At 63.3% G+C, this 26589-nt stretch carries 20 protein-coding genes and 1 pseudogene; 14 read left to right on the top strand and 7 right to left on the bottom strand.

Annotation, left to right across the window (positions count from 1 at the left end; genetic code table 11):
- The first annotated feature begins 1 nt into the window (after position 1).
- Together EJK91_RS01530 and EJK91_RS01525 are read left to right on the top strand one after the other, a co-directional pair.
- The gene (locus EJK91_RS01530; protein ID WP_125078085.1) at positions 2-811 is read left to right on the top strand and encodes a TIGR03084 family metal-binding protein; all 810 of its coding nucleotides are present in this window, start codon (positions 2-4) and stop codon (positions 809-811) included.
- A pseudogene (locus tag EJK91_RS01525) lies at positions 808-2537 on the top strand (acyclic terpene utilization AtuA family protein). Before EJK91_RS01530 ends, EJK91_RS01525 begins: the two are co-directional and overlap by 4 nt.
- Positions 2538-2667: 130 nt before the next feature.
- On the opposite strand, the gene EJK91_RS01520 reads toward EJK91_RS01525, so the two are convergent.
- The 6 genes from EJK91_RS01520 to EJK91_RS01490 form a co-directional block, all read right to left on the bottom strand.
- Positions 2668-3228 carry a TetR/AcrR family transcriptional regulator gene (locus EJK91_RS01520; protein ID WP_125078084.1) on the bottom strand — a complete coding sequence of 187 codons (561 nt, stop codon included), beginning with the start codon at positions 3226-3228 and terminating at the stop codon, positions 2668-2670.
- 212 nt (positions 3229-3440) lie between these two features.
- A complete protein-coding gene (locus EJK91_RS01515; protein ID WP_125078083.1) occupies positions 3441-4994 on the bottom strand; it encodes an acyl-CoA synthetase in 1554 nt (517 codons plus the stop codon).
- A gap of 26 nt (positions 4995-5020) precedes the next feature.
- Entirely contained in the window at positions 5021-6175 is a 1155-nt protein-coding gene (locus EJK91_RS01510; protein ID WP_125078082.1) for an acyl-CoA dehydrogenase family protein, read from the bottom strand.
- 54 nt (positions 6176-6229) lie between these two features.
- Positions 6230-8263, bottom strand: coding sequence for an ATP-binding protein (locus EJK91_RS01505; protein WP_206430378.1), 2034 nt, complete (start codon positions 8261-8263; stop codon positions 6230-6232).
- A 5-nt stretch (positions 8264-8268) separates the two neighbouring features.
- A complete protein-coding gene (locus tag EJK91_RS01500; RefSeq protein WP_125078080.1) occupies positions 8269-9870 on the bottom strand; it encodes an acyl-CoA carboxylase subunit beta in 1602 nt (533 codons plus the stop codon).
- Between the two features lie 558 nt (positions 9871-10428).
- A complete protein-coding gene (locus tag EJK91_RS01490; RefSeq protein ID WP_125078079.1) occupies positions 10429-11091 on the bottom strand; it encodes a TetR/AcrR family transcriptional regulator in 663 nt (220 codons plus the stop codon).
- Positions 11092-11159: 68 nt separating this feature from the next.
- Between EJK91_RS01490 and EJK91_RS01485 the strand changes: the two genes are divergently transcribed.
- Positions 11160-12029: a metal-dependent hydrolase gene (locus EJK91_RS01485; protein WP_125078078.1), complete on the top strand. Its 870-nt coding sequence runs from the start codon at positions 11160-11162 to the stop codon at positions 12027-12029.
- A 178-nt stretch (positions 12030-12207) separates the two neighbouring features.
- Here the strand turns inward: EJK91_RS01485 and EJK91_RS01480 are convergent, their stop codons facing one another.
- Positions 12208-12840 (bottom strand): TetR/AcrR family transcriptional regulator, encoded by a 633-nt coding sequence (locus EJK91_RS01480; protein ID WP_125078108.1) that lies wholly within the window; start codon positions 12838-12840, stop codon positions 12208-12210.
- Positions 12841-12968: 128 nt separating this feature from the next.
- On the opposite strand from EJK91_RS01480, the gene EJK91_RS01475 reads away from it, so the two are divergent.
- The 11 genes from EJK91_RS01475 (at position 12969) to EJK91_RS01425 (ending at position 26539) form a co-directional block, all read left to right on the top strand.
- The gene (locus tag EJK91_RS01475; RefSeq protein WP_125078077.1) at positions 12969-13823 is read left to right on the top strand and encodes an SDR family NAD(P)-dependent oxidoreductase; all 855 of its coding nucleotides are present in this window, start codon (positions 12969-12971) and stop codon (positions 13821-13823) included.
- A 12-nt stretch (positions 13824-13835) separates the two neighbouring features.
- Entirely contained in the window at positions 13836-14759 is a 924-nt protein-coding gene (locus tag EJK91_RS01470; RefSeq protein WP_125078076.1) for a ferritin-like domain-containing protein, read from the top strand.
- The gene (locus tag EJK91_RS01465; RefSeq protein ID WP_125078075.1) at positions 14756-16246 is read left to right on the top strand and encodes a flavin-containing monooxygenase; all 1491 of its coding nucleotides are present in this window, start codon (positions 14756-14758) and stop codon (positions 16244-16246) included. Before EJK91_RS01470 ends, EJK91_RS01465 begins: the two co-directional genes overlap by 4 nt.
- Positions 16247-16292: 46 nt before the next feature.
- Positions 16293-17810: a flavin-containing monooxygenase gene (locus EJK91_RS01460; RefSeq protein WP_125078074.1), complete on the top strand. Its 1518-nt coding sequence runs from the start codon at positions 16293-16295 to the stop codon at positions 17808-17810.
- Complete coding sequence (locus tag EJK91_RS01455; RefSeq protein WP_125078073.1) at positions 17807-18772, top strand: alpha/beta hydrolase; 966 nt, start codon at positions 17807-17809, stop codon at positions 18770-18772. The genes EJK91_RS01460 and EJK91_RS01455 overlap by 4 nt, the downstream gene beginning before the upstream one ends.
- A 61-nt stretch (positions 18773-18833) precedes the next feature.
- Positions 18834-20396 carry a flavin-containing monooxygenase gene (locus EJK91_RS01450; protein WP_125078072.1) on the top strand — a complete coding sequence of 521 codons (1563 nt, stop codon included), beginning with the start codon at positions 18834-18836 and terminating at the stop codon, positions 20394-20396.
- A gap of 100 nt (positions 20397-20496) precedes the next feature.
- Complete coding sequence (locus EJK91_RS01445; RefSeq protein ID WP_083080103.1) at positions 20497-21954, top strand: cytochrome P450; 1458 nt, start codon at positions 20497-20499, stop codon at positions 21952-21954.
- On the top strand, positions 21951-22604 hold the full coding sequence (locus tag EJK91_RS01440; RefSeq protein ID WP_083080104.1) for a transglutaminase-like domain-containing protein: 654 nt from the start codon (positions 21951-21953) through the stop codon (positions 22602-22604). Before EJK91_RS01445 ends, EJK91_RS01440 begins: the two co-directional genes overlap by 4 nt.
- Positions 22605-22630: 26 nt before the next feature.
- Complete coding sequence (locus EJK91_RS01435; protein WP_109560643.1) at positions 22631-24250, top strand: fatty acid--CoA ligase; 1620 nt, start codon at positions 22631-22633, stop codon at positions 24248-24250.
- Positions 24251-24288: 38 nt separating this feature from the next.
- Positions 24289-25434: an acyl-CoA dehydrogenase family protein gene (locus tag EJK91_RS01430; protein ID WP_083080107.1), complete on the top strand. Its 1146-nt coding sequence runs from the start codon at positions 24289-24291 to the stop codon at positions 25432-25434.
- Between the two features lie 46 nt (positions 25435-25480).
- Positions 25481-26539 carry a BtrH N-terminal domain-containing protein gene (locus EJK91_RS01425; RefSeq protein WP_083080109.1) on the top strand — a complete coding sequence of 353 codons (1059 nt, stop codon included), beginning with the start codon at positions 25481-25483 and terminating at the stop codon, positions 26537-26539.
- The last annotated feature ends 50 nt before the right edge of the window (positions 26540-26589 follow it).

Here is a 26589-nt window from a genome sequence, read left to right as displayed (position 1 = left end):
CGTGGCGGTGAGCATGCAGCCGGTCATCGCCGACATCGAAGCGGAGACGGCAGCCCTACGCGGATTGGTCGCGCCGCTGCCCGAAGGTCCGCGCGGCTGGGGCGCGCCGACTCCGGCCGTGGGCTGGACGATCCGCGACCAGATCAGCCATCTGGCGTTCTTCGACGACGTGGCGGTGCGCTCGGCCACCGACCCCGACGGGTTCAGCAGCGACTACCTGCCGATGGCCGACGGAAGCATCTCACCCGACGTCATCGCCGAGCGCTACCGTCAGATGCCGGCTGCCGACCTGCTCGCGTGGTTCGACACGTCGCGTGCAGCCCTCGTTGCGGCGTTCGCGGACATTGACCCGGCGACCCGCCTGCCGTGGTTCGGGCCGCCGATGAGCGCGGTCTCGTCGCTGACAGCGCGACTCATGGAGACCTGGGCGCACGGCCAGGACGTCGTCGACGCGCTCGGCGCGACCCGCGCGGCCACGGCACGGCTGCGTCACGTAGCCCACATCGGGGTGGGTGCGCGCGCGTTCAGCTACCTGGCCAACGGTCTGGACCTGCCCGCGGACCCGGTACGCGTTGAGCTGACCGCTCCGGACGGCAGCGTCTGGACGTGGGGGCCAGCCGACGCCACCAACCACGTGAGCGGGCCGGCGCTCGACTTTTGCCTGTTGGTCACCCAACGCCGCCACCGCGACGACACCGCTTTGGTCGCCGACGGCCCGCTGGCCGACCAGTGGCTCGCGATCGCCCAGGCCTTCGCGGGGCCCCCTGGCGGCGGACGCGTGGCGGGCCAGTTCGCAGGGGGTCAGCGGTGAGCGTCCCGGTCCGCATCGGCAACTGTTCCGGCTTTTACGGCGACCGCATCGCCGCAGCCCGCGAGATGGTCGAGGGCGGACCGATCGACGTCCTGTGCGGTGACTATCTGGCCGAGCTGACCATGCTCATCCTGGCCAAGGCCCAGGCTAAAGACCCGTCCGGCGGGTACGCGCGGACTTTCCTCACCCAAATGGAACAGGTGCTGGGCACCTGTCTCGATCGTGGCATCAAGGTCGTCGCGAACGCGGGCGGGCTGAATCCCGCCGGCTTGGCCGCCGCGTTGCGCGAGCTGTCCGCACGTCTCGGCCTCACCGCGCGCGTCGCGCACGTCGAGGGCGACGACCTACGTGGCGACCTCCACGCAATCACGCCGCCCGTCGGCGACATCAAACCGGTATCGGCCAACGCCTACCTCGGCGCCTGGGGCATCACCGAGGCGCTGCGCTCGGGCGCCGACGTCGTCGTGACCGGCCGGGTCACCGACGCATCCCTGGTCGTCGGTCCAGCCGCCTGGTGGCACGCCTGGGCACCCGCCGACTGGGATCGGCTCGCGGGCGCGGTCGTCGCCGGGCACGTGATCGAGTGCGGCCCTCAGGCGACGGGCGGCAACTACGCGTTCCTCGACGAGATCACCGACCGCCGCTACCCGGGGTTTCCGATCGCCGAGGTCGCCGAGGACGGCTCTTCGGTGATCACGAAGCATCCCGGCACCGGGGGACTGGTCTCAGTCGGCACGGTCACCGCCCAGCTGCTCTACGAGATCGCTGAACCTGCCTACCTCGGCCCCGACGTCGTCGCCCACTTCGACACCATCCGGCTGGCTCAACAGGGTGAGCACCGCGTCGCGATCAGCGGTACGAAAGGCAGTCCGCCGCCGGACACGTTGAAGGTGGCGCTGAATGAGGTGGGCGGCTTCCGTAACACGATGACCATGGTGCTCACCGGCCTCGACATCGAGGCCAAGGCGGCTTTCGCCGAACAGCAGCTCTTCGACGTTCTCGGCGGACGCGACGCCTTCGACGAAGTCGACGTGAGGCTGTTGCGTTTCGACGTCTCCGACGCACCGACGAACGAGCAAGCCTGCGCGCACCTGCGTGTGACGGTGAAGGACGCCGACCCGCGCAAGGTGGGCCGAGCCTTCTCCGGGGGGGGGGGGGCATGGAGATCGCCCTGGCTGGTTTCGCCGGCTTCCACGCCACCACGCCACCGTCCTCGGAGACCGCCTTCGGCGTCTACCGACCGGCCTACGTAGCGCGCTCGGCTCTCACGCACGTACTCGTCGACGCCGACGGCACACGGCGCGAGATCCCCGACCCGCCGACCGGTGCCGTCCCGCCGGCTGGGATCGCCCCGCCCGCGAAGCTGCCGGTGCCGTCCGGGCCGACACGTCGCGCGCCGCTCGGGTCGGTACTCGGCGCGCGGTCCGGAGACAAGGGCGGCAACGCTAACCTCGGCCTGTGGGCACGGGATGACCCTGGGTACGCGTGGGCGCGCGACTACCTCAGCGTCGAGCGGCTGCGCACACTGCTCGGGCCGGAGACGGCGCACCTGCGCATCGAACGCTTCGAACTGCCGAACCTGCGCGCCCTCAACGTGGTGGTGCACGGCTTGCTCGGTGACGGGGTGGCCTCCTCGACCCGGCTGGACGCGCAGGCCAAGGGGCTCGGGGAATACGCCCGGTCCCGCATGGTGGATATTCCCCAGTCGCTGCTCGACACACACTGAATCCGGTGCGGGGCGCCGTCTACCTTGCTGTGTAACCCGAATCGACTACGTCAGCGGATAGGTCGTGCAATGCTGGGGCGGCTTCAACTCCTGAAGGGACTCGACTCAGCCGACCGCCACGCGAATCCGGTCACGGCGCGCCGCTGAACAGTGCCGCAACGGCCGCGGCGGCCAGCATCGCCTCAATCGTCGCGTCGTCCAGCGACGCCGGCATGTGCGCGGACGCGTTGAGCAATGACAGCACGGCGGCGACCAGGCCCTGTGCGCGCTCACGGTCCAGATCGCCCCGTGCTCGTACGAGCGCGTCGACCCAGAAAGACTCGTAGCTGTGCTGTCGGCGTCGCAGGGCACGGGTCGCCAGCGGCGACAGCGAGCGGTGCTCGCGGGCGTAGACGGCCAACAGGCCGCGTCGTCGCGCGCCGAAGGCCGCATGTAGGTCGACAAGGGCGTGCAGGACCTCCGTCGGTGTGCCGGCGGTGGTGGCACGCCGGGCGCCGGCCAGCAGCTCAGTCATCGCGGCGTCGCATAACTCGCGCAGGATCGCGTCCTTGTTCTGAAAGTGCCGGTAGACGGCCGGCCCGCTCACCCCTGCTGCGGCACCGATGTCGTCGATGCCCACGGCGTGAAAGCCTTGCCGCGCGAACAGGTCGGCGGCGGCCTCGAGGAGCAGTTTGCGGCGCAAACCGGCCACTTTCTGTCCTCCTGTCAATTTGTGGTTGACGTTGTTCGCCGTCCGACCCGCTGGGCTGGGATCCTACCGACGCTGGCGTTGCCTGCGTCGGCGCCCGCGCACCACATCGAGGGAGGTGAACGAAACCGCTAGCCCCCCCGATGCTGTCGCATCCTCTTCTCAGTTCATGATTTAGGGGCTCTGCTTCGAACCCGCGATTGCAGCGGCACGACTCAGCGCAAAACGACTCCGCCCTCGATGCCCGTGAACTGCGCGCGCAGCTCGGTCTTGAGCAGCTTGCCAGTGGCGTTGCGCGGCAGTTCGGCGACGAAGTGCACGTCCCGCGGACACTTGAAGTGCGCCAGCCGCTCCCGGCACCACGCCACGATCTCCTCGGCGCTCGGTGCCTGTGTTGCCGGGTCGGCGACGACGATCGCGACGACGCGTTCGCCCCACTTTGAGTCCTTGCCGCCGATCACGGCGGCGTCGAGTACCGCCGGGTGGCGGAAGAGAACTTGCTCGACCTCGATCGGGTAGACGTTCTCGCCGCCGGAGATGATCATGTCCTTCTTGCGGTCGACGAGGGTGATGAAGCCCTCGGCGTCCATGCGCCCGAGGTCGCCCGTGTGGAACCAGCCCCCGCGTAACGCCTCGGCGCTCGCCTCGGCCTTCAGCCAGTAGCCGGTGAACACATTCGGGCCGCGCACGATCAGTTCGCCCACGGTGTCGGTCGCGACGTCGCGGTCGTCGTCGTCGACGATGCGGGCGTCGACATGCATTGCGACGCGGCCGATCGACCCGGCCCGCGTGCTGATGTTCTCGGCGTCGAGGACGGTCACCAGGGGAGCGGTCTCGGTCATGCCGAAGCCCTCGGTGAAGGGCACGCCTCGCTCGCGCATGAAGTCGATGACCGTGAGGGGGACGGGCGACCCGCCGCCCATGGCGAAACGCAGCGCAGACAGGTTGAAGGAGTCGAAGTCGGACACCTGTGTGAGAGCGGTCCACATGGCCGGCACCATGAACTGAACCGTGACGTGGTGGTCGGCCATCGCCTGCAGCGTAGCTCGCGGCTCGAAGGACGGCATGATGACGCTGGTGCCGCCCACGTAGAGCAGCGGCAGGGTGTGTACTCCCAGCCCGCCGATGTGGAACATCGGCGCCACCGCGACGGTGACGTCCTCGCCCCGCAGGCCGATGTCGGTGCCGAGGACGTTGATCGCGTTCCATAGCAGGTTGTCGTGGGTGAGGATCGCGCCCTTGGGTCGTCCCGTCGTCCCCGACGTGTACATGATGAACGCGGGGTCGCGGCCGTCGACGTCACCGTTGAGCGGTTCGGGCGCGGCGCCCGAGACGACGTCTTCGTAGCCGAGCTCGCCCGGCGCCGGCACCCCACCGGCGCGCACGACATGGCGCACGCGGACTCCGGACTCGGTGACGGCGCTCCTGGCCTGCGCGGCCAACGGCTCATAAAAGACCAGAACATCGGCGCCTGAGTCGGCCAGGATGTAGCCGATCTCGGGTCCGGCAAGGCGCACGTTGAGCGGAACTGCAAGTGCGCCGATTTTGGCGCAGCCCAGCAGCACCTCGATGAACTCGGTCGAATTGACCAGCAGCATCGCGACCCGATCGCCCCTGCGCACGCCGAGGGCGATGAGTGCGGCGGCGACCTGGTTGGTGCGCCGATCGAGGTCGGCGTAGGTGATGTGCGCGCCGTTGCTGATCAACGCGGTGCGCCCGCCGTTGAGGAAGGCGCGCCGGGTCACCCACTGACCGATGCCGAGTTGCATGCGATTCCCTTTCATTCCGCGGCGACTCAGTAGGACGCGGGCAGTTTCAGGCTGTGCTGCGCCACGAAGTTGAGGATCATTTCGCGGCTGATCGGCGCGGTGCGCATGAGCCGGGCCGGACCCCACAACGTGGCGAGGCCGTACTCGGTGGCCATGCCGTTGCCGCCGTGGGTCTGAATCGCCTGGTCGAGCGCCAGGATGCCCGCCTCGGCTGCGGCGTATTTCGCCATGTTCGACGCCTCACCCGACCCCGGATCGCCGGCGTCGTGCAGGGAGGCGGCACGCTGAGTCATCAACCGGGCCAGCTCAACCTGGATCTTGGCGTGGGCGAGCGGGTGCGATACGCCCTGGTGCGAGCCGATCGGCGCTCCCCACACGTGGCGCTTGCGGGCGTAATCGGCGGCTTTATCCAGCGCGTAGCGACCGATGCCGTTGCCGAGCGCCGCCCCCATGATTCGCTCCGGGTTCAGGCCCATGAAGACCTGGCGCAGGCCCTCGTTCTCCGTGCCGATAAGGTTGGCGGCCGGCACGCGGACGTCATCGAAGAATAGAGTGAACTGCTTCTCTGGAGTGACCGCCTGCACCGGGATGAGTGACTTGGTTAGCCCGGGGACATCGGTGGGCACGACGAGCAGGCTGAGTAGTCCGCGACCACTGTCGTTGGTAGACGTTCGGGTGACCACCAGGATCGCTTCGGCTTCATCGACGCCAGAAATGTAGTACTTGGTGCCGTTGATGACCCAGTCGTCACCGTCGCGTTTCGCGGTCGTGGAGATGTTGTGCGAGTTCGAGCCCGCGTCCGGCTCGGTGATCGCGAAGGCCATGATCGTCTCGCCGCTGGCGATGCCCGGCAGCCACTGCTGCTTGAGTTCCTCACTGCCGAATGCCTGGATGATCGTGCCGCAGATGGTCGGCGAGACGACGGTCATCAGCAGCGGGCAGCCCGCCGCGGCGAGCTCCTCACCGACGATCTGCATGTCGTAGATGCCGCCGCCGCCGCCGCCGTACTGCTCGGAAAGGTTCACCCCGAGGAAGCCCTGTTTGCCCACGGCCTGCCACAGCTCGGTGCTCTTCCCGCCGGCCAGCGACTTTTCCAGGTAGTACTCGTGTCCGAAGTCCTTGGCGATCTCGGCGACCGCCTTGCGCAGGTCCTGACGTTCCTCTGTCTCGTGCAATTCCATGACACTCCTCACATCGGTATCGACGCGCCACCGATCGGGAGCGCGCCGGCTTCATTAGAGCTCCGTGGCGTCCGACGCCACTTCACCGCCGTCCACCGCCTCGACCACGGCGAGGACGTCACCGCTCGAGACCTGATGGCCGACCTGGACCGGCAGGGCGCTCAGCACCCCGTCAATCGGGCTCGCGACGGTGTGCTCCATCTTCATCGCCTCCAGGACGACTAGGGTTTGGCCCGCCGAGACCGTCTCGCCCTCGGCGACCGGCAGTCGGACCACTGAACCCGGCATCGGCGCGGTGAGCGACCCGGGCGGGTGCAGAGCGCTCGGGTCGACGAAGCGTGGCGCCAGCCGCAGGGCGGAGTAGCCGGCGACCGAGTCGACGTGGGCGATATCGCGGTCGAGGACTATGTCGTAGGCGCGGCGCATGCCGTTCACGCGCAGCACAACACGCTCGCTGCTGCCGGCGACAAGCTCGACGTCGGCCAACGCCTCGTCATCGACGCGCAGGCAGGTGTCCGTCAGACGCAACGTGTACCCGACGCGCACTTCGCGCCCGTCCTGGGTCTGCCATGTCGTGATCTGCGATTGCGATGGGTTGTTGCGCCAGCCAGCGGGCAACGTGGCCTGGACCGTCGCCGCGGCACGCCGCGCGGCCACGCTGGCCACGGTCGCCGCGACGGCGTGCAGGCGCTCTGCCTGCGTGTCACGGAGGGCAGCGCCGAGTTCGGCGACGTCGTGTCGGTCAAGGAAACCAGTGTCGGTGCCCCGCCCGGCGAACTCGTCATGGCGCAGGACGCGCACAAGCAGGTTGCGATTGGTGGTCACGCCGTGAATACGGGCGCCGGCCAGCGCCGCCGAGAGGCTGGCAAGTGCCTCGTCGCGCGTTGGTGCCCACGCGATGACCTTGGCCAGCAGCGAATCGTAGTAATGACTGATGACCGAACCGGCACGAAAACCCGAGTCAACCCGCACGCCGGCGAGCGCCGGGACATCCATGGTGCGCAGGGTGCCGGTGTGGGGCCGGTAGTCGTCGGCCGGATCCTCGGCGCACAGACGGGCCTCGACCGCGTGACCGCGAATTCGCGGGTTGTGCATCTCCTCGGGCAGCGGGCGGCCCATGGCTACGAGCAGCTGGGCACGCACCAGGTCGAGGCCGGTGATCAGCTCGGTAACCGGGTGCTCGACCTGCAGCCGGGTGTTCATCTCGAGGAAGGCAAAGGAGCCGCCCTTGCCGTCCTGGCCGGCGTCGTAGACGAACTCGACCGTCCCGGCGCCCACGTAACCGACGGCGCGTGCGGCGGCGATGGCGGCCTCGCTCATCCGAGCACGCAACGCGTCGTCGACGACCGGTGACGGCGCCTCCTCGATCACCTTCTGGTGTCGACGCTGCACGGAGCACTCGCGCTCGAACAGAGACACGACGTTTCCGTGCGTGTCGGCCATGACCTGGATCTCGACGTGGCGCGGGCGGTGGACGTGACGCTCGAGGAAGACGGTGCCGTCGGCGAACGCGGCCGCGGCCTCACGCGAAGCGGAGGCGACCGCCTCGTCGAGCTCGTCCGGCGACGCGGCAACGCGCATGCCTCGGCCACCGCCGCCGGCGCTGGCCTTGACCAGCACCGGGTAGCCGACGTCGGCGGCCAGCTTCGCCAGCTGCTCGGCCGACAGCCCCGTCGTGTCGCCACCGGGCAGCACAGGCACCCCCGCGTCGGACATCATCTTCTTGGCCTGCAGCTTCGAGCCCATCGCGTCGATCGCCCCGGGCGGCGGACCGATGAAGACGAGGTCGGCGGCGACACAGGCACGCGCGAACCCGGCGTCTTCCGAAAGGAAGCCGTAGCCGGGGTGTACTGCGTCCGCGCCGGTGAGCGAGGCAGCGGCGATGATCCGGTGGATGTCGAGGTACGTCTCGGCGGCAGACGAGCCGGGAAGGTGCACGGCCTCGTCGGCGTCGGCGACGTGCCACGCGTCGGCGTCGGCGTCGGAATAGACCGCCACGGTGGCGATCCCGAGGTCGCGGCAAGTGCGGAACACCCGCCGCGCGATCTCGCCACGGTTGGCGACCAGGACCTTGCGGATCTTGGGCATCGCCATCACATCCGGAACACGCCGTAGCCACGCTGGCCACGGACCTCGCCGTTGTGGATCACAGACAGGCAGAACCCGAGAACGGTCCGCGTGTCGCGGGGATCAATGATCCCGTCGTCGTAAAGGCGGCCGCTGTTGGCCAGTGCGACGGATTCGCGCTCGATCTGTTCCTCGACAGCGGCGCGCATCTGGACGTCGGCCTCCTCGTCGAAGGGCAGCCCGCGGTCGGCGGCGGACTCGCGCGCCACGATGGACAACACTCCGGCCAGTTGCGCCGGACCCATCACGGCCGACTTCGAGTTAGGCCAAGCGAATAGGAAACGCGGTGAGTACGACCGCCCGCACATGCCGTAGTTCCCGGCACCGTAGGACGCACCCATGGTGATGGTCACGTGCGGGACTGTGCTGTTTGATACGGCGTTGATCATCTTGGCGCCGTCCTTGATGATGCCGCCCTGCTCGTACTCGGCACCGACCATGAAACCGGTGGTGTTCTGAAGGAAGATGAGGGGGGTGTCGATCTGATTTGCCAGTTGGATGAACTGCGAACCCTTCTCGGCCTCCTCACTGAACAGGATGCCGCGTGCGTTTGCGAGGATGCCGACCGGGAAGCCGTGGATCGAGGCCCAGCCAGTGACGAGTGAGGTGCCGTAGAGAGGTTTGAACTCGTCGAAGGCCGACCCGTCGACCACTCGGGCGATCACGTCGCGGGGGTCGAAGGGCACCTTCGGATCGACGGAGGCGATGCCGAGTAGCTGATCGGGGTCGTGCACCGGCGGGTGCGGCGGCGTGGTGGGTCCGGGGCCGTTCTTCCGCCAGTTGAGCCGCGCCATGATGCGACGGCCGATGCGGATCGCGTCCTGCTCGTCCTCGGCCATGTAATCGGCCAGCCCCGAGGTGCGGGCGTGCATGTCGGCGCCGCCGAGCGATTCGTCATCGGAGACCTCCCCCGTGGCCATCTTGACCAGTGGCGGACCGCCGAGGAACACCTTGGAACGGTTGCGCACCATCACGACGTAGTCGCACATGCCCGGGACGTACGCACCTCCCGCGGTCGAGTTGCCGAAGACCAAGGCCAGTGTCGGCAGCCCCGCTGCGCTGTGCTGTGTCAAGTCGTGGAACAGCTGTCCGCCGGGCACGAAGATCTCTGCCTGTGTGGGCAGGTCGGCGCCGCCAGACTCGACGATGTTGATGATGGGCAGTCGGTTCTCCCGCGCGATGGCCATGCCGCGGAACACCTTGCGGAAGGTATAGGGGTTCGATGCGCCGCCGCGGACGGTGGGGTCGTGGGCGATGATCATCGACTCGATGCCCTCGACCACGCCGATGCCTACCACCACGCTACCGCCGACGGGGAACTTACTACCCCAGGCGGCGAAGGGGCATAGTTCGAGGAACGCTGTGTCGGAGTCGAGCATCAGCTCGATGCGCTCGCGGACGAGTAGCTTGCCCCGCTTGCGGTGGCGCGCAACGTATTTTGCGCCGCCGCCACCGTTGACCAGCGCCAGTTGCTCCGCGATGGTGTCGAGTTGTGCGCTCAGTCCTTCGCGGTTCTTGAGATAGCTGGGCGCGGTGTCGTCGACCCGATCGGGCAGGACCTGTGCCAAAATTTTCCCTTCGGGCGAGCATCGACGTCGATCTCCTAGGCGCTGTGTTAGCCGCAATTAACATCAGGTGACAACGGCGCGGGGCGGGCGTCGGATTTGTTTCCCGCGCCGTGGTTCCGTCGAATGGCGATGGATCGAAGCTGGTGCGCTTCGCTGCGGATCGAGCGATCGAAGGAATTGGCTGCGGGCGCGATGGCACACATGCCGCTGGCCGGATGTGTTACCCCGTGATGTCGCGAACCGTCTTGCGCCCACTGGGAACCGGGAACCGGCGGGAGCGAGCCGCAGTGACTCCGTGAGAACGAGGTCGATGACCTTCATCTGAAGGGATAGCTCTCGACCCTAACAACGGGAATCGAACTGACGGTCCTCCGCTGTGAGCCTCCAGCCTGGCAGGGTGGGCCCTTGCGAGGTCGTATCGAGTCCCTCGCCCGACGCACGTGGAGTTTACGGTCGCGATCTCGGGTGAACGCCGGCAGTGATTGTCAAGCATCGCGCCATGCGCCTCAGCCAACCGAGTCGTGTAAATCCGGGTCGGTCAGAATCTATCGGGTCTCGTCAGCTGCGGCCAAGCCGCGGGGCGGCCTGATCAGGCGCCTGCCCGAGGGTGTATTGGCCGAGACTGCCGAGAAAACCCGCACCGTGCTCGATAAGCATTTCAGTCGAGAGGTTCAGTTGTCCGTCTATCCAGCGACGGAGTATCTCGAACAGGCCCCCGACACCGTAGGTGGCGGCGAGATCTGCGACTTGAAGCACCTCGCTGGGTATATCGAGGTGCAAGCGGGCCTCTCTGAGCACGAGCTCCGCAAAATCGGTCATCAGCTCGCTTCGCAGCTGCCGAAGGAGGGGTTCTGCGCCCGATTCGACAAACAGTATGCGGGCCATGCTGGGATCGTTCTCGATCACCTGAACCAGGGCCTTGATCGGAGCGAAGGCGAGTTCTTGAGGAGCAACCGTGTCGTCCGGAATGGCGCTGGTTATCACCGCCTGGAAGGTGGCGGAGATCTTGGCGAATACCGCGCGCAAGAGCGCGTCTCGGTCGCGAAACTGCTGGTAGAAGTACCGGCTCGTCACTCCTGACTTCGCACACACGGCGGTCACGGTGCACGCGGCAGCTCCGTGGGTGCCCATGATTGAGACCGCCGCATCAATCAACATCACGCGGCGCTGCGTATCGCGTTGAGCTGCGGACAGCCCGCCATAAACACGTGCTGGACTCATGTCCTACAGTCTGGCAGTCTTATCTGACAAGGCATAAAGTCAGATGCAACTTCGAGGAAGGACCTCACATGTCGGAAGATCAAGCCCGGACCAGGACCCGCGTGCTGCCAAAACCCAGGCGTGTTCGTTTTCCGATGCCGACCTCCAAGAAGCGGCAACACTTCGTGGATGGCGACCTGGTGATGAGCCATTTCATCTCGGTGCTTTCTGCGACGTTCCCGGAAGGCGAGGATTTCTTCATTCGCTCGGTCAGGAACTTCCAGCGCTCCATCGACGATCCCCAATTAGATACAGCGGTCAAGGGTTTCATCGGACAAGAGGCCACACATCGACACCAGCATCGTCTCCTCAACGAGCGACTCCAGGTCATGGGGTATCCGACGGCGCGAATCGACCGTCATGTCGCACGCCTGATCAAGCGATTGGAACGGCGCTTTTCGCCGGAAATGCGGCTGTCCATGACCTCCGCGTTGGAGCACTACACCGCTACGCTGGCAGAGATCATTCTTACCAGCGAAGACGCCCAGAAGCTCATCGGACAGACAGAGGTTCGACCGATTCTGCTGTGGCATGCCTTCGAGGAGTCGGAGCACAAGGCGGTTGCGTTCGACGTCTATCGGCTCGTGGGAGGGACCGAGCGCACCCGTGTACGGGGCATGCGGATCGCTTCAGTAATTCTGTTCGGCGAACTCATTCTGCAGACTGCCCTGTCCATGGCCGCTGACAAAGCCTCATATAACCCGGTCACGTTGGCGCGCAGTCTGTACCGCTTCAGTCGCACCCCGATGTTCACCGCCGATGCGCTGCGGCGATTCCGTTCCTACAACCGCCCGGGTTTCCACCCTGATGATTGGGACAGCGCCGCGGTCCTGGAGCGTTGGAGCAAGGAACTGTTCGACCAAGACGGTTCACAGAGAATTATCGCTCAGCCGGGATAGCAACGGTGCGGAAGTTCGGCGACGCAGGAGCACCGTTCCTGCGTCGCTCCTGCCGAACAGCGTGCGACGCCGGCAGCCTCACGCGCGCGCCGTCGGTCACGTGGGCGCCGGGACGGTCGAACCACGAATGCGGTTCGGCAGCGACGGCCACGGAGATGGTTGGCTCTGTGGGCCTGGATCAGTCGCTGACGACATAGCGTTGAGCGAGGGTCTCAGCCAGTCTGCTCGTGTGCGCGACCACTTCCTTCTCGGTCACCTCAAGCAGACCCGAGTTCCAGGCTGTCATGACTTCGACGAACCCGCCTACGGCGATCAGAGTGTCCATGCGAAGGGCCATCTCGTCGGCATCTTGTCGGAGGTGTGGCCGGCTTGCCTCAACGACCAGCTGCGTTGCTTCCTGTAGCGCCACGGCGCGGCGGTCTTGCAGCGGTGAGCTGCCTACATGTTGAGCAAGCAGGATGTGGGCCCGGCCGGGTTCGCGTGCGATCCGGTCGATGACGACGGCGATCGCCGAGGTGATGGTTTCGATCGGCGGCCGATTCGCACGCTCGGTGAAGAGCGCAGCGACCTCGCCGAGCATGTCGTCGCGGACGCCGTCCCACGCAGCAACGAGCAGTTCATCGCGTGTCTTGAATTCCTCGTAGAAGTATCGATCGTTCAGCGCTGCGCGGCCGCATACACCGCGCATAGTCACCGAGGCCCAACCGCTCTCACTCCAGATCTCGGTTGCGGCCTCGATGAATTTCTGCCGTCGCTCTGCTCGACGCTCAGCACCGGTCCGACCACCCCAGCGCTTGTTTATCGACCGCACGTCTACATCTTGACAAATCGCCTGAGCCACGACCAAAGTGGTGGCATGCGACACCAGTGGTGGCCTATGCCCCCAATTAAGAGTTCCCGCACAGCCGTGAACGCTGTCGCGATCCGAAAGGCAGACGGATGAGATTGCTGCCGTTCGGTTTTTCACCAGGTAGAACGCACCGCGCCGATGCAGTCGTCACAGGCGCAGGAAGCGGCATCGGTCGCGCGTTCGCTGTGGAGCTTGCCCGCCGAGGCGGACGCGTGGTGTGCGCCGACAGAGATCCCGTCACTGCGAAAGAGTCGGCCGAGTTGGTGAGGCAGGCTGGCGGCGAGGGCTTCGACATCGCATGCGATGTCACCGATCTTGAGCAGGTCCGCAACCTCGCTGATGTGAGCGAAGACTGGTTCGGGAAGGCTGCGAGCCTCGTCATCAACAACGCCGGAATCGGTGCGGGCGGCAACCGCATCGGCGCGACGTCGATCGAGGACTGGAACGCGGCGATTGCTGTCAACCTCTGGGGCGTTATCTACGGCTGCGAGACTTTTGTGCCTCGGCTCCGCAGCAATGGGCACGGCGGAGTCATCAATGTGGCGTCCGCAGCGAGCTTTGGCTCGGCCCCTCGGATGGCGGCTTACAACGTGAGCAAGGCCGGAGTGCTCGCTCTGTCGGAGACATTGGCGGCCGAACTGAGCGGTACTGACGTCAAGGTCACAGTGCTTTGCCCCACCTTCGTGAAGACGAACATCGTCAACAATCCTCAAATCGACGAGGCGGCTGCAAGGCTCGCGACCAACCTGATGAAATGGACCGGCATTTCGCCGCAGCGCGTAGCTCGCATGACTTTGGACGCACATGATCGCGGACGGATTTACGTAGTGCCGCAACTTGACGCCAAAGTCTTGTGGCAACTCAAGAGGGGCCTTCCTGGTCCTTTCACACGCACGCTGGGCCTCGTGGAGCGCATGGCCTCGTGGAACGATTCAGCCGAGTAAAGGAGCAGGAAAGTGGCTTTCGCATACAGTGACATGCTCGAGACGATCAAAAACAGGCAGTGGGCTCTGGCCGATATCGATTGGGACGCTCCTGGGGCGGAACTGATCACCGACGAACAGCGTCCCAGACTCAAGCAGTTCATGGCCGACGTGGTGTGGATTGAGCATGTTGGAGCGCGCGCCTTCGCCGCGATGGCTCCGAAGGCACCATTCGAAGCGCTTGGCGACATTTATCGCTATTTTCATGCCGAGGAACAGCGTCACGCCAACGCCGAACTTGCTCTGATGCGTCGCTGGGGCATGCTCGAGGACGGCGAGAAGCCGATCCCGAACAAGAATATTCGGTTGGTCATCGAATGGTTGGACCGCTACGCCGAAGCCCTTCCTCTGACCGTCATCGGGGCCGCGATCCCGGCACTGGAGACTGCGCTCGATGGAGCGCTGCTGAAGTTTCTCCTCGATGAGGTTGACGACCCCGTCTGCGGGGAGGTGTTCAACAAGGTCAACAGCGACGAATCAAGGCATCTCGCGGTTGGCTTCCAGGTCTTGAACGACCTGGGCGCCAGTCCGATGCGAATCCACGCCATTCAAACTGCGGGCGCTCTGGTCGACCCGCGTATTCTCACCGGCGCGTTGCTGTATATCCCGCTGTTGACGCGCATGTTGATGAATCTCAACGCTATGGGTCTGTCCGAGGAGAAGTTATACAACGCAGTGACGCGGTACGCCAATGTCGGCGATCGCAGTGAACACACGCGTAGGGTGCCCGGCTATCACATCTTGAAGGCGCACATGTCGTCTTCCATCAAGCGGTCCCAGCCTCTGCACTTCGTGTCTCAGCGCCTTGGCAGTGCGATCGATGTTTTCCCTGTTCAGATCTTCGGCCGGCCGCCATCGTGGACGGACGAACTGACCTACGAACCGGTTGCCAAATGACAGGCACCACGACGACGTTGATTGTCGGCGCCGGGTTCGCAGGTATCGGTACGGCGATCAGACTGCTTCAGGAGGGCACGGATGACTTCGTCATTCTGGAACGGTCAGACCGCGTCGGAGGCACCTGGCGAGACAACACCTATCCCGGAGCGGCCTGCGATATTCCCTCGCTTCTCTACTCCTACTCGTTCGAGCCGAATCCGGGCTGGACTCAAACCTACTCGGGAAGCGCTGAGATCCTCGGGTACATCGACGATATGGTCGCCAAGTACGACCTTGCCCGGTTCATCCGGTTCGATACCGACGTGACTTGCTTGGAATTCGACGAGGATGCCGGCATCTGGGTGGCCGACACAGCAGAGGGAAAGCGGTATCAAGCCCGGTCAGTTGTAATGTCCGGTGGACCACTTGCCAACGCCAGCTTTCCCGATGTTCGAGGAATTGATTCGTATGAGGGAAAGAAAATTCACAGTGCTCGATGGGATCACGGCTATGACCTCAGCGATAAGAGGGTTGCGGTCATCGGAACCGGCGCGAGCGCGGTGCAGATCGTTCCTGAGCTCGTGAAGTCGGCTGCGTCGGTCAAAGTTTTCCAAAGAACGCCCGGCTGGGTGCTACCGCGGGTGAACTTCAAGCATCCGGCCTGGGCGCGTTCGACCTTCAAACGACTGCCGATGAGCGAACAAGCGCTCCGCGACGCCTGGTTCTGGACCCACGAAGTGATGGCCGTGGGTATGGTCTGGAACACCGCCGCGACATCGGCGATACAGCTGGCGGCGAAGGCTCATCTGCGTCGGCAGGTGAAAGACCCCTGGTTGAGACGTCAGTTGACGCCCCATTTCAGACCCGGCTGCAAACGTATGCTCATGACCAGCGATTATTACCCGGCGTTACAGGCGGATAACTGCAAGCTGATCAGCTGGCCGATCGCCACATTGTCACCCAACGGGATCCGAACCGCCGACGGTGTCGAGCACGAGGTGGACTGCATCGTGTTTGCCACCGGCTTCGATGTGTGCAAACGCGGCACCCCGTTCCCGATCAGCGGCCTCGGCGGTCGGAAGCTCGGCGATGAATGGTCTCAGGGGACATTCGCGTTCAAGAGCGTGAGCGTGGCCGGCTATCCGAACTTGTTCTTCACTTTCGGACCGAATTCCGGGCCAGGCCACAACTCGGCGCTCGTATATATGGAGGCCGCAATCGACTACATCGTCAAGGCGATCAAGCTCCTTCAGCAAAATGACATCAGCACTTTGGATGTGAGAGAGGATCGCCAGGACCGCTATCACTCCAGTATTCAGCGACGCCTTCGACGAACGACCTGGAATTCGGGGTGCAGCAGTTGGTATTTGACCGAAGACGGCTACAACGGCACGATGTACCCAGGTTTCGCGACCCAGTTTACGAGAGAACTTTCCCGCTTGAATCCTCATGATTACGTGATAACTCGGCGCGACGATACACACCAGCTGACGCAATCACTCTGAATTCTAATTTGCACGGCTGACCGTCAGAACGGTGACATACAAAGCAATGGATCGCAAGTCCGACCGTAATTACGAGATAATCATCATAGGAGCTGGATTTTCCGGCATCGGGTCTGGCATCAGCTTGATGAAGGCGGGATTTACCGACTTCTCGATGATTGATGACGCCGATGGCGTAGGTGGTACGTGGCACTGGAACACCTACCCGGGTATCGCTGTCGACATACCGTCGTACAGTTATCAATTCTCATACGAAATGCGGCCCTCTTGGTCGCGCACGTACGCCCACGGCAATGAGCTCAAAGCCTATGCCGAGCGGTGTGTTGAAAAGTATGGGCTCCGGGACCATATTCGTTTCAACACAACCATTACCGAGGCTTGTTTCGACGAGAACGCAACACGGTGGCGTTTGACCAGCGCCAATGGTGAGGAGTTCACGGCACGCTTCGTGATAAATTGCTCCGGCGTTCTCAGTCGGCCAAAGTGGCCTGAAATCAAGGGGGTACGAGATTTCGCCGGCGTTACACTCCACACGGCGAGATGGGACGATACCAAAGATCTCAGCGGGAAGAGGGTCGCAGTAATCGGTACCGGTGCGTCGGCGGTGCAACTGATACCCGAAGTCGCAAAGAAAGCAGAGAGTCTGACGGTCTTTCAGCGAACTCCAATTTATTGTCTGCCGAAGCCAGACTTCCCCATACCGACGTGGGGTGGAAGGCTTCTACGTTTCCTGCCGGGGGCGCAATTGGCGACCCGGGCCGCGAGCCAGGCGTTCGTGGAAATCACTTTCCCAATCGCCGCTCACTTTCATACGGTGATGCCGTTCGCCGATGTCATGGAGAGCGCCGCAAAGCGGTACATGCGGCGTGAGGTCCATGACCCGACGACGAGAGAACAACTCATTCCGCGCTACTCGTTGGGCTGTAAACGACCCAGCTTCCACAATTCCTATCTCGCAACGTACAACCGGTCCAACGTATCGCTCGAGACGAGCGGCATAACCCATATCGACCATGCATCCGTCCATACTCGAGACGGCAAAGCTCATCCCATTGACGTCTTGATCCTGGCCACCGGCTTCAAAGTGATGGAGTCGGGCAACATGCCCACTTACGTGCTGAAAGGACGCGGCGGGCTGGAGCAGGCTACATGGTGGGACGAGCACCGACTGCAGGCCTTCGAAGGGGTGAGCGTCCCGGGATTCCCGAATCATTTCAACATCTTCGGCCCGTACGGCTACAACGGTTCCTCGTACTTCACGCTCATCGAGGCGCAGAGTCGGCACATCGTCCGGTGTCTCCGCCGCGCGCGGGCGCTGGGTGCTAACTGCGTGGAGGTCAAGAAGGAGGCGAACGACCGTTATTTCGCCGAAGTGCTACGGCGGCGTCACAGGCAGGTTTTCTGGCAGCCGAGCTGTTCCAATGCCAACAGCTACTACTTCGACAAGCACGGTGACGTTCCACTCCGTCCATCAACGACTCTGGAGACCTATTGGCGGAGCCGCACCTTTCGCCTCTCGGACTACCGATTCGAGAATCGGCCCGGGGAGGTGTGTCCCCAATGACCAGAATGGATGCCCCTGACTGGCAGCCGAGTCTTGCCAGTCATCTCGTCGCGATGTCCTCGCGAACTACGCTGCGGCCACTGGCGCAGCTGATGCCATCAAACGCCTACGGACTTGCGGTGATGGATCGCGCGCTACGAACAGCGCTCGTCGCATCGCGGCCCCGGCGCGGCGTCACAGTGCGCAAGGTTGACACGGTATTCGCCGGAGGCCCGGTTCGTGGGGACTGGATCACCACACCTGTCATTAATCCGCATGCCAACCCATTGCTCTATATACACGGTGGCGCATATTCAATGTGCTCTCCGGATACGCACCGCGGTCTTCTCGGCGAACTCGCCTCTGCAAGCGGACGCCCAATCTTCGCCGTCAAGTACCGACTTGCGCCACGATATCCCTATCCCGCGGCCGCGGACGATGCACTGAACGCGTATCGCTGGCTTACCAGCGGAGGGTCCCCGGGTTCTTGCCAGCGCACCGTCGCGGTTGCCGGAGATTCGGCGGGCGGTCAGCTCACGATGGCCACGGCCTTGGGCGCACGTGCGGCTGGATTGCCGCTCCCTGATGCGATGCTGCTGATGTCTCCCGTCCTGGATCTCAGGTGCGAACTCGCCAGGGCGCGTGAACTTCGCCGCCGGGATCCTTTTGCCTCCGCTCAATCAGCGGCGCGCGCTCTTGGCCTCTACGTAGGGGGTGCAGATCGCGACGATCCGCGCCTCAGTGTCCTTGACGCGGACCTGACCGCGATGCCGCCGATCCTCATTCAGGTGGGCGGGAGGGAAATGTTGATCGATGACTCGCGGCGTCTCGCCGAGCGACTTCAATCGGCTGGATGCCACGTCGAGATCCAGATATATCGGGGACAGATCCATGTATTCCAGGCTATGTTCCGGATCCTTCCCGAAGCCCGCGACGCGATTCATCGAGCGGGACGCTTCCTTGAAGCCTCGGGAGTCAGGTGAAAGTGTTCGAACAGGCGATGCCCCTGCAGTCCCGCAGCGTCAAGTCAGCCTTCTCTGTCTCATGAGCAGCGACTTCGCGACAGCCCGTCGCGCGTACGATCCGTCGATCGTGATCATCGGGGCCGGCTTTGCTGGGGTTGCGATGGCTCACCGGCTGATGAAGGACGGTTTCACGAACTTCGTCATACTGGAGAAGGATGCAGACATCGGGGGTGTTTGGCGTGACAACACCTACCCGGGAGCGGCCTGTGACGTGCCGTCTGCGTTGTACTCGCTCTCCTACCAGCCCAATGCCCGCTGGTCACGGCGATATGCCGAGCAACCCGAGATACTCGATTACCTCCAACGACTCGTGAAGAGTGGCGGACTGGACGCACATCTACGCACAGAGACCGAAGTTGTCGACCTGAGCTTCGATGAGCAGTTCGGGCGTTGGACCCTGGCTACGAACTCGAACGAGACAATAACCTGCGATGTCGTCGTGTCGGCTGTGGGTCAGCTCTCCTTGCCCTACATACCCGATATTGCCGACGCAGACTCCTTCCAGGGGCCGCGCTTTCATTCGGCACGTTGGGACCGATCGGTGTCGCTTCGCGGCAAGCGAGTCGCCGTCATCGGCACAGGAGCAAGTGCCATCCAATTCGTGCCACACATCGCCCGGGAGGCGGAGCATGTCACGCTGTACCAGCGTACGGCTCCGTGGATTCTCCCGAAATGGGACAGCACATATCGAGGCCGTCACCACAGGGTGAGCGAATTATTGCCGATGGCGCTGCGCCTCGAGCGTTTCGCGGTATGGCTCATTTTCGAGTTGCTCGCTGTGACGCTAGTCGACGCGAAGCCCCTCTCACGGGTCCTCGGTGTGATCGCGCGCCACCACCTACATCGGCAGGTCGCCAGCCGCTCTCTGCGCGAGCAATTAACGCCTTCCGACGCGCCAGGGTGCAAGCGAGTGCTGTTCTCGAATGACTACTATCCAGCAGTCGCGAGTGATCGCGTGTCGTTGGTGCCGAACGCGATTGCAAAACTCTGCGACAAGGGTGTCACGACCGAGGACGGCGAATTTCGTCCTACAGATGTCGTGATCTACGGAACCGGGTTTCGCGCCACCGATTTCCTCGCCCCAATGTCCGTGCGCGGCTCCCACGGAGTCTCCTTGGCCGAGGTGTGGAAGGCCCAGGCACACGCATATCTGGGCATCGCTGTCCCCATGTTCCCGAACCTGTTCCTGCTTTATGGTCCTAACACGAATGTGGGCTCGGGGTCGATCCTCTACATGATCGAGTCACAAGTTCGTCACATCGCAACGCTCATCAAGGTCGTGGCTGCCCATCCAGGTCATGCGATCGATGTGAAGTCAGAGATTGCGCAGCGTTACAACACGCGCTTGAAACGGCGACTAGGGAGGTCGGTGTGGGCGCTCTGTGCGAGCTGGTATCGGACCTCGAGTGGGGAAATCCCGACGAACTGGCCGGGCCCTACCTTCATCTACCGACTCCTCACCCGTAATCCGCGAAGCAGCGATTACGTCTTGAGAAAGGTTGGGCCCCTAGCGGTAAAAAGCAGCTCCGAATGGAAGCTGTTGCGTCGCCGGGACGATCAGGGGTCCGAGGCGCTCACTTAACCACTTAGACCAATATTGTCCAGATATTGACATCAATCGCACATTTGTAAAGACTAGTGGCGACGCCGTCAGAGCGGCCAAGCGTCCAGGAGGAGGAACCATGACGAATCATCTTCTCGCGCCTGCACGCCACGTGAAGGAGCGGTTGTCCTCTGTGATCATGGTCCCCGCGCCTGACGCCGTCGACGACAGATGGCGTCGATGGAGTCGTGGTTGGCCGGTTCGTGAACTGTCACCAGTACCCGCGGGAAGTGGGTTGAAAGCTATCCGGGGGGATGCGGGACTGCCCTTGGTGGGTCACACGCTCGACTACATCCGATTCGGCTCGGATTTCAGTCGGGAGCGTTACGACCGTCTGGGTTCGGTGTCGTGGATGGGCGCGTTCGGCCACAAGATGGTGGTCATCGCCGGCCCGGACGCTACTCGCGAGGCATTCACGAGCGAAGCGAAGGCATTCTCTCAGGACGGCTGGTCCTTCCTGATCGACGCCTTCTTCCATCGCGGTTTGATGCTCATGAGCTTCGACGAGCACCTGATGCACCGGCGCATCATGCAAGAGGCGTTTACGCGTCCCCGCCTGACCGGATATGTCGAACAGGTGACCCCACGCGTTCGCACGGCAGTGCCCGCGTGGCCGGTGGGTCCGTCGGTTCGCATCTACCCACTGCTGAAGGAACTCACCCTCGACATAGCCACTGACGTCTTCATGGGCGGCCGCGGCAAGGACGAGAGCGATGCTGTCAACAAGGCGTTCGTCGCCACGGTCCGGGCGGCGAGTTCCCTTGTGCGTGCTCCCCTTCCGGGAACCAGATTCCGCGCTGGTGTGCGAGGCCGGCGCGTCTTGGAGGACTACTTCTTCCGGCATCTGCCGGCCGCGCGAGCCGGCGAGACGAACGATCTGTTCGCTGCTTTATGTCAAGCCACCACCGAGGACGGGGAGCGGTTTTCCGACGAGGACGTGGTGAATCACATGATCTTCCTGATGATGGCGGCCCACGACACATCGACGATCACCACCACTGCGGTCGCCTATTTCCTCGCCAAGTATCCGGAGTGGCAGGAGGCAGCGGCTGCGGAAGCCGAGGCCGTCGGTGACGGGTTGCCAGACATCGAAGCCCTGGAGAAGATGACGGTTATCGACCTTGTGCTCAAGGAAGCGCTCAGACTGCTTGCACCTGTTCCGCTGGTGATGCGCAAGACGGTTCGAGATGTCGCCCTCGACGGATATCACATCCCCGCGAACACGTTGTGCGCCATAACGCCCGCCGTGAATCACTTCGATCGGAAGATCTGGAGTGATCCGGACCGGTTCGATCCCTCACGTTTTGGCGAGCCTCGGCGTGAGGACCAACACCACCGATTCGCCTGGGTACCGTTCGGTGGTGGAGCGCACAAGTGCATTGGCATGCAGTTCGGGACCCTCGAGGTCAAAGCAATCCTGCACAGGATGCTGCGTTCGTTCACCTGGACGGTTCCGCAGAACTATCACATCCGATGGGACAACACCTCGCTGCCCATTCCGGTGGACGGACTTCCGTTGGAGATGAAGCGCCGATGACCGTTGGCCACAGGCCCTACCTCGATCCCACGGAGTTCCTTGACTGGCAACACGATTCGGTGCGTGACTTCACATCATCGGCCATCCGTGGCGCCTGCGGCGACACCGAGAAGGCGATCGCCATCTTCACCGCGGTCCGTGACTCCATTTGGTACGACCCGTACACGGTGACCGACAACCCGCACGCCTATCGCGCCAGCACCGTCGCAACCGCAGAACGAGCCTACTGCATCCCGAAGGCCGTGCTCCTGACTGCGGCGTGCCGAGCGGCGGGAATCCAAGCGCGGCTGGGGTTCGCCGATGTCCGAAACCACTTCCAGACCAAGACATTGCGCGAGCGTATGGGTGGTACCGACATTTTCGTCTATCACGGTTACAGTCTCATGCTTCTCAACGGTGCGTGGGTCAAGGCGACCCCGGCGTTCAATCGGGAGTTGTGCGCACGGTTCGGTGTCTCGCCCATCGACTTCGACGGGCGTAGCGACGCGCTGCTGCACGGGTTCACCGGGGACGGCACCCAGCACATGGAATATCTCCGTGACCGGGGAGCCTACGACGATCTACCCCTAGCGGACATCGTGCAGGCTTTGAGAACGCACTACGGAACATTCATCGACCAGCCGAACAGCCGTCCCGACCTCTTCGCCTGAAAGGGCCCTGCACCATGCAAAGCACCATGCAAAATGTTCCCCTCACGGTGTCGGCGATTGTTCAGCATGCGGCAGCCATACACGGTGACAGCGAGGTCATCACTCCGACCGGAGATGGGTATCGGAGAACGCCCTACCGTAGTCTGCTGGCGCGAGTGGCTCGCCTTGCTAATGCGCTGCGCAGCCTTGGCATCACGGCAGACCAACGCGTGGCCACCTTCCAGTGGAGCAACCAAGAGCATCTGGAGGCCTACTGTGCGATTCCCTCCATGGGAGCGGTCCTGCACACGCTCAACATTCGTTTGGCTCGGGAGCAACTCGCGTACATCGCCAACCACGCGTGCGATCAGATCGTCCTCGTCGACGCTTCGGTCGCCCCGTTGTTGGCGCCCGCGCTCCCAGCGATGGCGTCGGTGCACACCGTCATCGTTACCGGAGACGGCGACCTCGCCCCGTTACAGGGATGCGGGAAGACCGTTCTGCGTTACGAGGAAGTGCTTGCCGGTCAGGAAGAGTCATTTGACTGGCCTGAGCTCGACGAGCGGTCGGCCGCGGCCATGTGTTACACGAGCGGCACCACTGGAGATCCCAAGGGCGTCGTCTACAGCCACCGTTCGACGTACCTTCACTCCCTGGCCGCCTGCACAGCTAACGCGTTGTCAGTCAGCGAGGCCGACAGTGTGCTGGCCATCGTCCCGATGTTTCACGCCAATGCCTGGGGGCTTATCTACGCCGCGTTGATGTCCGGCGCGGATTTGGTGCTTCCCGACCGGTTTCTCCAGGCCGAGCCGTTGGTGTCGATCATCGAAGACACCAGGCCGACCGTCGCCGGTGCAGTGCCGACGATCTGGAACGATGTCGACCGATATCTGGATTCGCACCCTGGGCGGGACATTTCTTCGCTACGGCTGGTGGCGTGCGGGGGATCTGCTGTTCCGCTTTCCTTGATGCGGGCGTTCGAAGAGAAGTACAACGTGCCCATTGTGCAGGCATGGGGGATGACCGAAACCTCTCCGCTGGCGACCGTTGCACGTCCGGCTCGCGGAGCCGACACGACGCGACGATGGGAGATGCGCGCATCCCAGGGCCGGCCGATCTGCGGTGTCGAAATCCGGTTGCGGGACGACGACGGGAAACCCGTGCCGTGGGACGGTCGGTCAGTTGGGGAAATTCAGGCGCGCGGCCCTTGGATTACCGGTTCTTATTTCGGAGACAACGATACGGAGAAGTTCGACGACGGATGGTTGCGTACCGGTGATGTGGGCAGGATCGACGCCGAGGGCTATCTGACCCTGACCGACCGCTCGAAAGACGTCATCAAGTCAGGTGGCGAATGGATCTCCTCGGTGGAGCTGGAGAACGCGCTGATCGGGCACCCTGCCGTGTACGAAGCGGCGGTGGTCGGCGTCGCGGACGATAGGTGGCAGGAACGGCCGTTGGCGCTTGTCGTCGTCCACCCAGGAACCGACGTTGACATTGACCAACTCCGATCGTTCCTTTCGGGCAAAGTCGCCAAATGGTGGGTTCCTGAGCGATGGAGCTTCGTGTCCGATATTCCGCGGACGAGCGTCGGAAAGTACGACAAAAAGGCCATCCGTGCGCGCCACTCTGCCGGCGAATACCTCATCAAAATCGAAACGTCATAACGTCGAATCCCTGGAATTGCAACAGTCGGAAGGTAATCATGTCGTCCCCAATCTCTCCCTGGATGAATGCAGAATTACTCGAGCTTCGTGATCTCGCTTCGAAGTTCTTCTCGGCCGAATTGGCGCCGCATGCGCAACGCTTTGCCGACCAGCACCACGTCGACCGAGAACTGTGGAACCGAGCGGGCGAGCTGGGATTGCTCTGCATGTCCGTACCCGAGGAATACGGCGGAGGGGGCGGAACTTTCGCGCACGAAGCGGTCGTGCTCGAAGAGCAGGCCCGCATCGGTGACAGCTCATGGGGTGCGGGACTGCACAGCGGAATCGTCGCCCACTATATCCTGCATTACGCGACTGAAGAGCTGCGCGCGCAGTGGCTTCCCAAGATGGCGTCCGGTGAAATGATCGGGGCGATAGCCATGACGGAACCGGGGACTGGGTCCGATCTGCAGAGCGTCAAGACAAAAGCCATCCTGGACGGTGACGAGTACGTAGTCACCGGCTCCAAGACTTTCATCACCAACGGCCAACAGGCCGACCTCATCATCGTTGTTGCCAAGACAGATCCGAGCCAGGGCGCTGCGGGCATCTCTTTGATCGCTGTCGAGGCTGACCGGCCCGGATTCCGGCGGGGCAAGGTTCTCGACAAGATCGGCCAACGCGGCCAGGACACCTCCGAATTGTTCTTCGATGACGTGAGAGTTCCGCGCTCGCATCTACTGGGCCAGGCTGAGGGACAGGGCTTCATTCAGCTGATGACGCAGCTGCCACAAGAGCGACTCATCGTCGCGGTGGGAGCTGTCGCATCGATGGAACTCGCCCTGGATCAAACGCTCAAATACACCCGCGAACGGGAGGCGTTTGGTCGGCCCGTCTTCGGCTTCCAGAACACCAAATTCACCTTGGCGGAAGCTGCGACTGAAACGCGCATCGCGCGAGTATTCCTCGACTACTGCATCGACCTGCACCTTGCGGGTCAACTCGACGTGCAGACCGTCGCCATGGCGAAGTGGTGGACCACGGAGCGAGCGATGAAGGTACTCGATGACTGTATGCAGCTTCACGGCGGATATGGCTACATGACCGAGTACCCCATCTCCAGATTGTGGGTGGATCAACGCGTGCAGAAAATTTATGCCGGCACGAACGAGGTGATGAAGGAAATCATCTCGCGTTCCCTATGACTCAGATAAGTTGCCGCCTGCACGTTAGTCACTTGGAGGAGGATTGATGGCATCGATAGTGGTGCCGTATCGCCACGACACGGCGGGACATTGCGGATCGGGTGCTCTTCGGGATTTGACCGAATGGGCGGGGGTCCGTTGGGGTGGCCACACCCCGGACGAAGGTATCGTGTTTGCGCTCGGCGGGGCCCTCGACTTCTCGTATGTTCGCTCGGCACACCTAAATCCACCGATCTACCTCGTTGGACGCAGCGCGGACCTCGAAGACGAATACTTGACCCGGTTGGGTGCGCGCTTCGAGTGCCGTTCGACAGACGACCCCGATCTCGGTTGGAAATGGGTGACCGAACAGATCGATGCCGGTACCCCGGTCATGGTGTGGACTGACATCGCCGAATTGCCCTATCTGAGAACGCGTCTGAGTATGAGCCGACACGATGTCGTGATCGTTGGGTACGACGACGACGAGGAACTCGCGTTCGTAGTCGATAACGATCGCGATGTAACTCAAGCCGTGCCTTATGAGAATTTACGAAAGGCACGCGCATCGACGGGATTTCCCGTCCCCACGCGGCACACCACCTACGTGGTCGAGTGGCCCAGCGCGGCACCAGATCTCGGCAATGCTGCCCGGTCGGCCTTCCGTAGGTCTGCGGACGCGATGCAGGGTTCGTTTGTGAGCGCGCCGATTACCGAGGGCTCCGATTGTGAATCTCAGGCGCGTGGATTATCAGGTGTGTCGACGTTTGTGAAGGACCTCGAGCGGTGGCCGGAGATCTTTGACGACGACACCCTCGACGGTGCCTTGTTTGCGCTGAGCGCCTTCATCGAAAAGGCCGGAACCGGAGGCGGTCTTTTCCGAGATCTGCAGGCACGCGGATGTCGGCGCGTCGCTGAAGAGTTGGGTTTCGAACCTGCGTTCCGAGCAGCGGAGGCTGCGAAGACCGCATCTAAGCTGTGGACCGCTGTCGCGCGAACCGCTTACGAACGCGGTGCAGATCCGCGCCGGCGAGCGAGTGGCGCGGCCTGTCTCGCTGCGCAGTTGCCGCAAGCCGAACGTCGACTCGCGCAGGCGCTGAGGGAGGCAGGAAATCTACTCCTATGAATGCAGGTTACCTGCGGTGGAAATCAAACTGGGTGCGACCCAACGGAATT

Source organism: Mycobacterium sp. P7213 (assembly GCF_900604305.1).
Lineage (GTDB): Bacteria > Actinomycetota > Actinomycetes > Mycobacteriales > Mycobacteriaceae > Mycobacterium.
This window is presented reverse-complemented; position numbering and strand designations above follow the sequence as displayed.

Excerpts from the sequence above, each read along its gene's own strand:
- EJK91_RS01515 (WP_125078083.1), bottom strand. The coding sequence starts at position 4,994 with ATGCAACTCGGCATCGGTCAGTGGGTGACCCGGCGCGCCTTCCTCAAC.
- EJK91_RS01510 (WP_125078082.1), bottom strand. The coding sequence starts at position 6,175 with ATGGAATTGCACGAGACAGAGGAACGTCAGGACCTGCGCAAGGCGGTC.
- EJK91_RS01505 (WP_206430378.1), bottom strand. The coding sequence starts at position 8,263 with ATGCCCAAGATCCGCAAGGTCCTGGTCGCCAACCGTGGCGAGATCGCG.
- EJK91_RS01490 (WP_125078079.1), bottom strand. The coding sequence starts at position 11,091 with ATGAGTCCAGCACGTGTTTATGGCGGGCTGTCCGCAGCTCAACGCGAT.
- EJK91_RS01485 (WP_125078078.1), top strand. The coding sequence starts at position 11,160 with ATGTCGGAAGATCAAGCCCGGACCAGGACCCGCGTGCTGCCAAAACCC.
- EJK91_RS01475 (WP_125078077.1), top strand. The coding sequence starts at position 12,969 with ATGAGATTGCTGCCGTTCGGTTTTTCACCAGGTAGAACGCACCGCGCC.
- EJK91_RS01465 (WP_125078075.1), top strand. The coding sequence starts at position 14,756 with ATGACAGGCACCACGACGACGTTGATTGTCGGCGCCGGGTTCGCAGGT.
- EJK91_RS01460 (WP_125078074.1), top strand. The coding sequence starts at position 16,293 with ATGGATCGCAAGTCCGACCGTAATTACGAGATAATCATCATAGGAGCT.
- EJK91_RS01455 (WP_125078073.1), top strand. The coding sequence starts at position 17,807 with ATGACCAGAATGGATGCCCCTGACTGGCAGCCGAGTCTTGCCAGTCAT.
- EJK91_RS01450 (WP_125078072.1), top strand. The coding sequence starts at position 18,834 with ATGAGCAGCGACTTCGCGACAGCCCGTCGCGCGTACGATCCGTCGATC.
- EJK91_RS01445 (WP_083080103.1), top strand. The coding sequence starts at position 20,497 with ATGACGAATCATCTTCTCGCGCCTGCACGCCACGTGAAGGAGCGGTTG.
- EJK91_RS01440 (WP_083080104.1), top strand. The coding sequence starts at position 21,951 with ATGACCGTTGGCCACAGGCCCTACCTCGATCCCACGGAGTTCCTTGAC.
- EJK91_RS01435 (WP_109560643.1), top strand. The coding sequence starts at position 22,631 with ATGCAAAATGTTCCCCTCACGGTGTCGGCGATTGTTCAGCATGCGGCA.
- EJK91_RS01430 (WP_083080107.1), top strand. The coding sequence starts at position 24,289 with ATGTCGTCCCCAATCTCTCCCTGGATGAATGCAGAATTACTCGAGCTT.
- EJK91_RS01425 (WP_083080109.1), top strand. The coding sequence starts at position 25,481 with ATGGCATCGATAGTGGTGCCGTATCGCCACGACACGGCGGGACATTGC.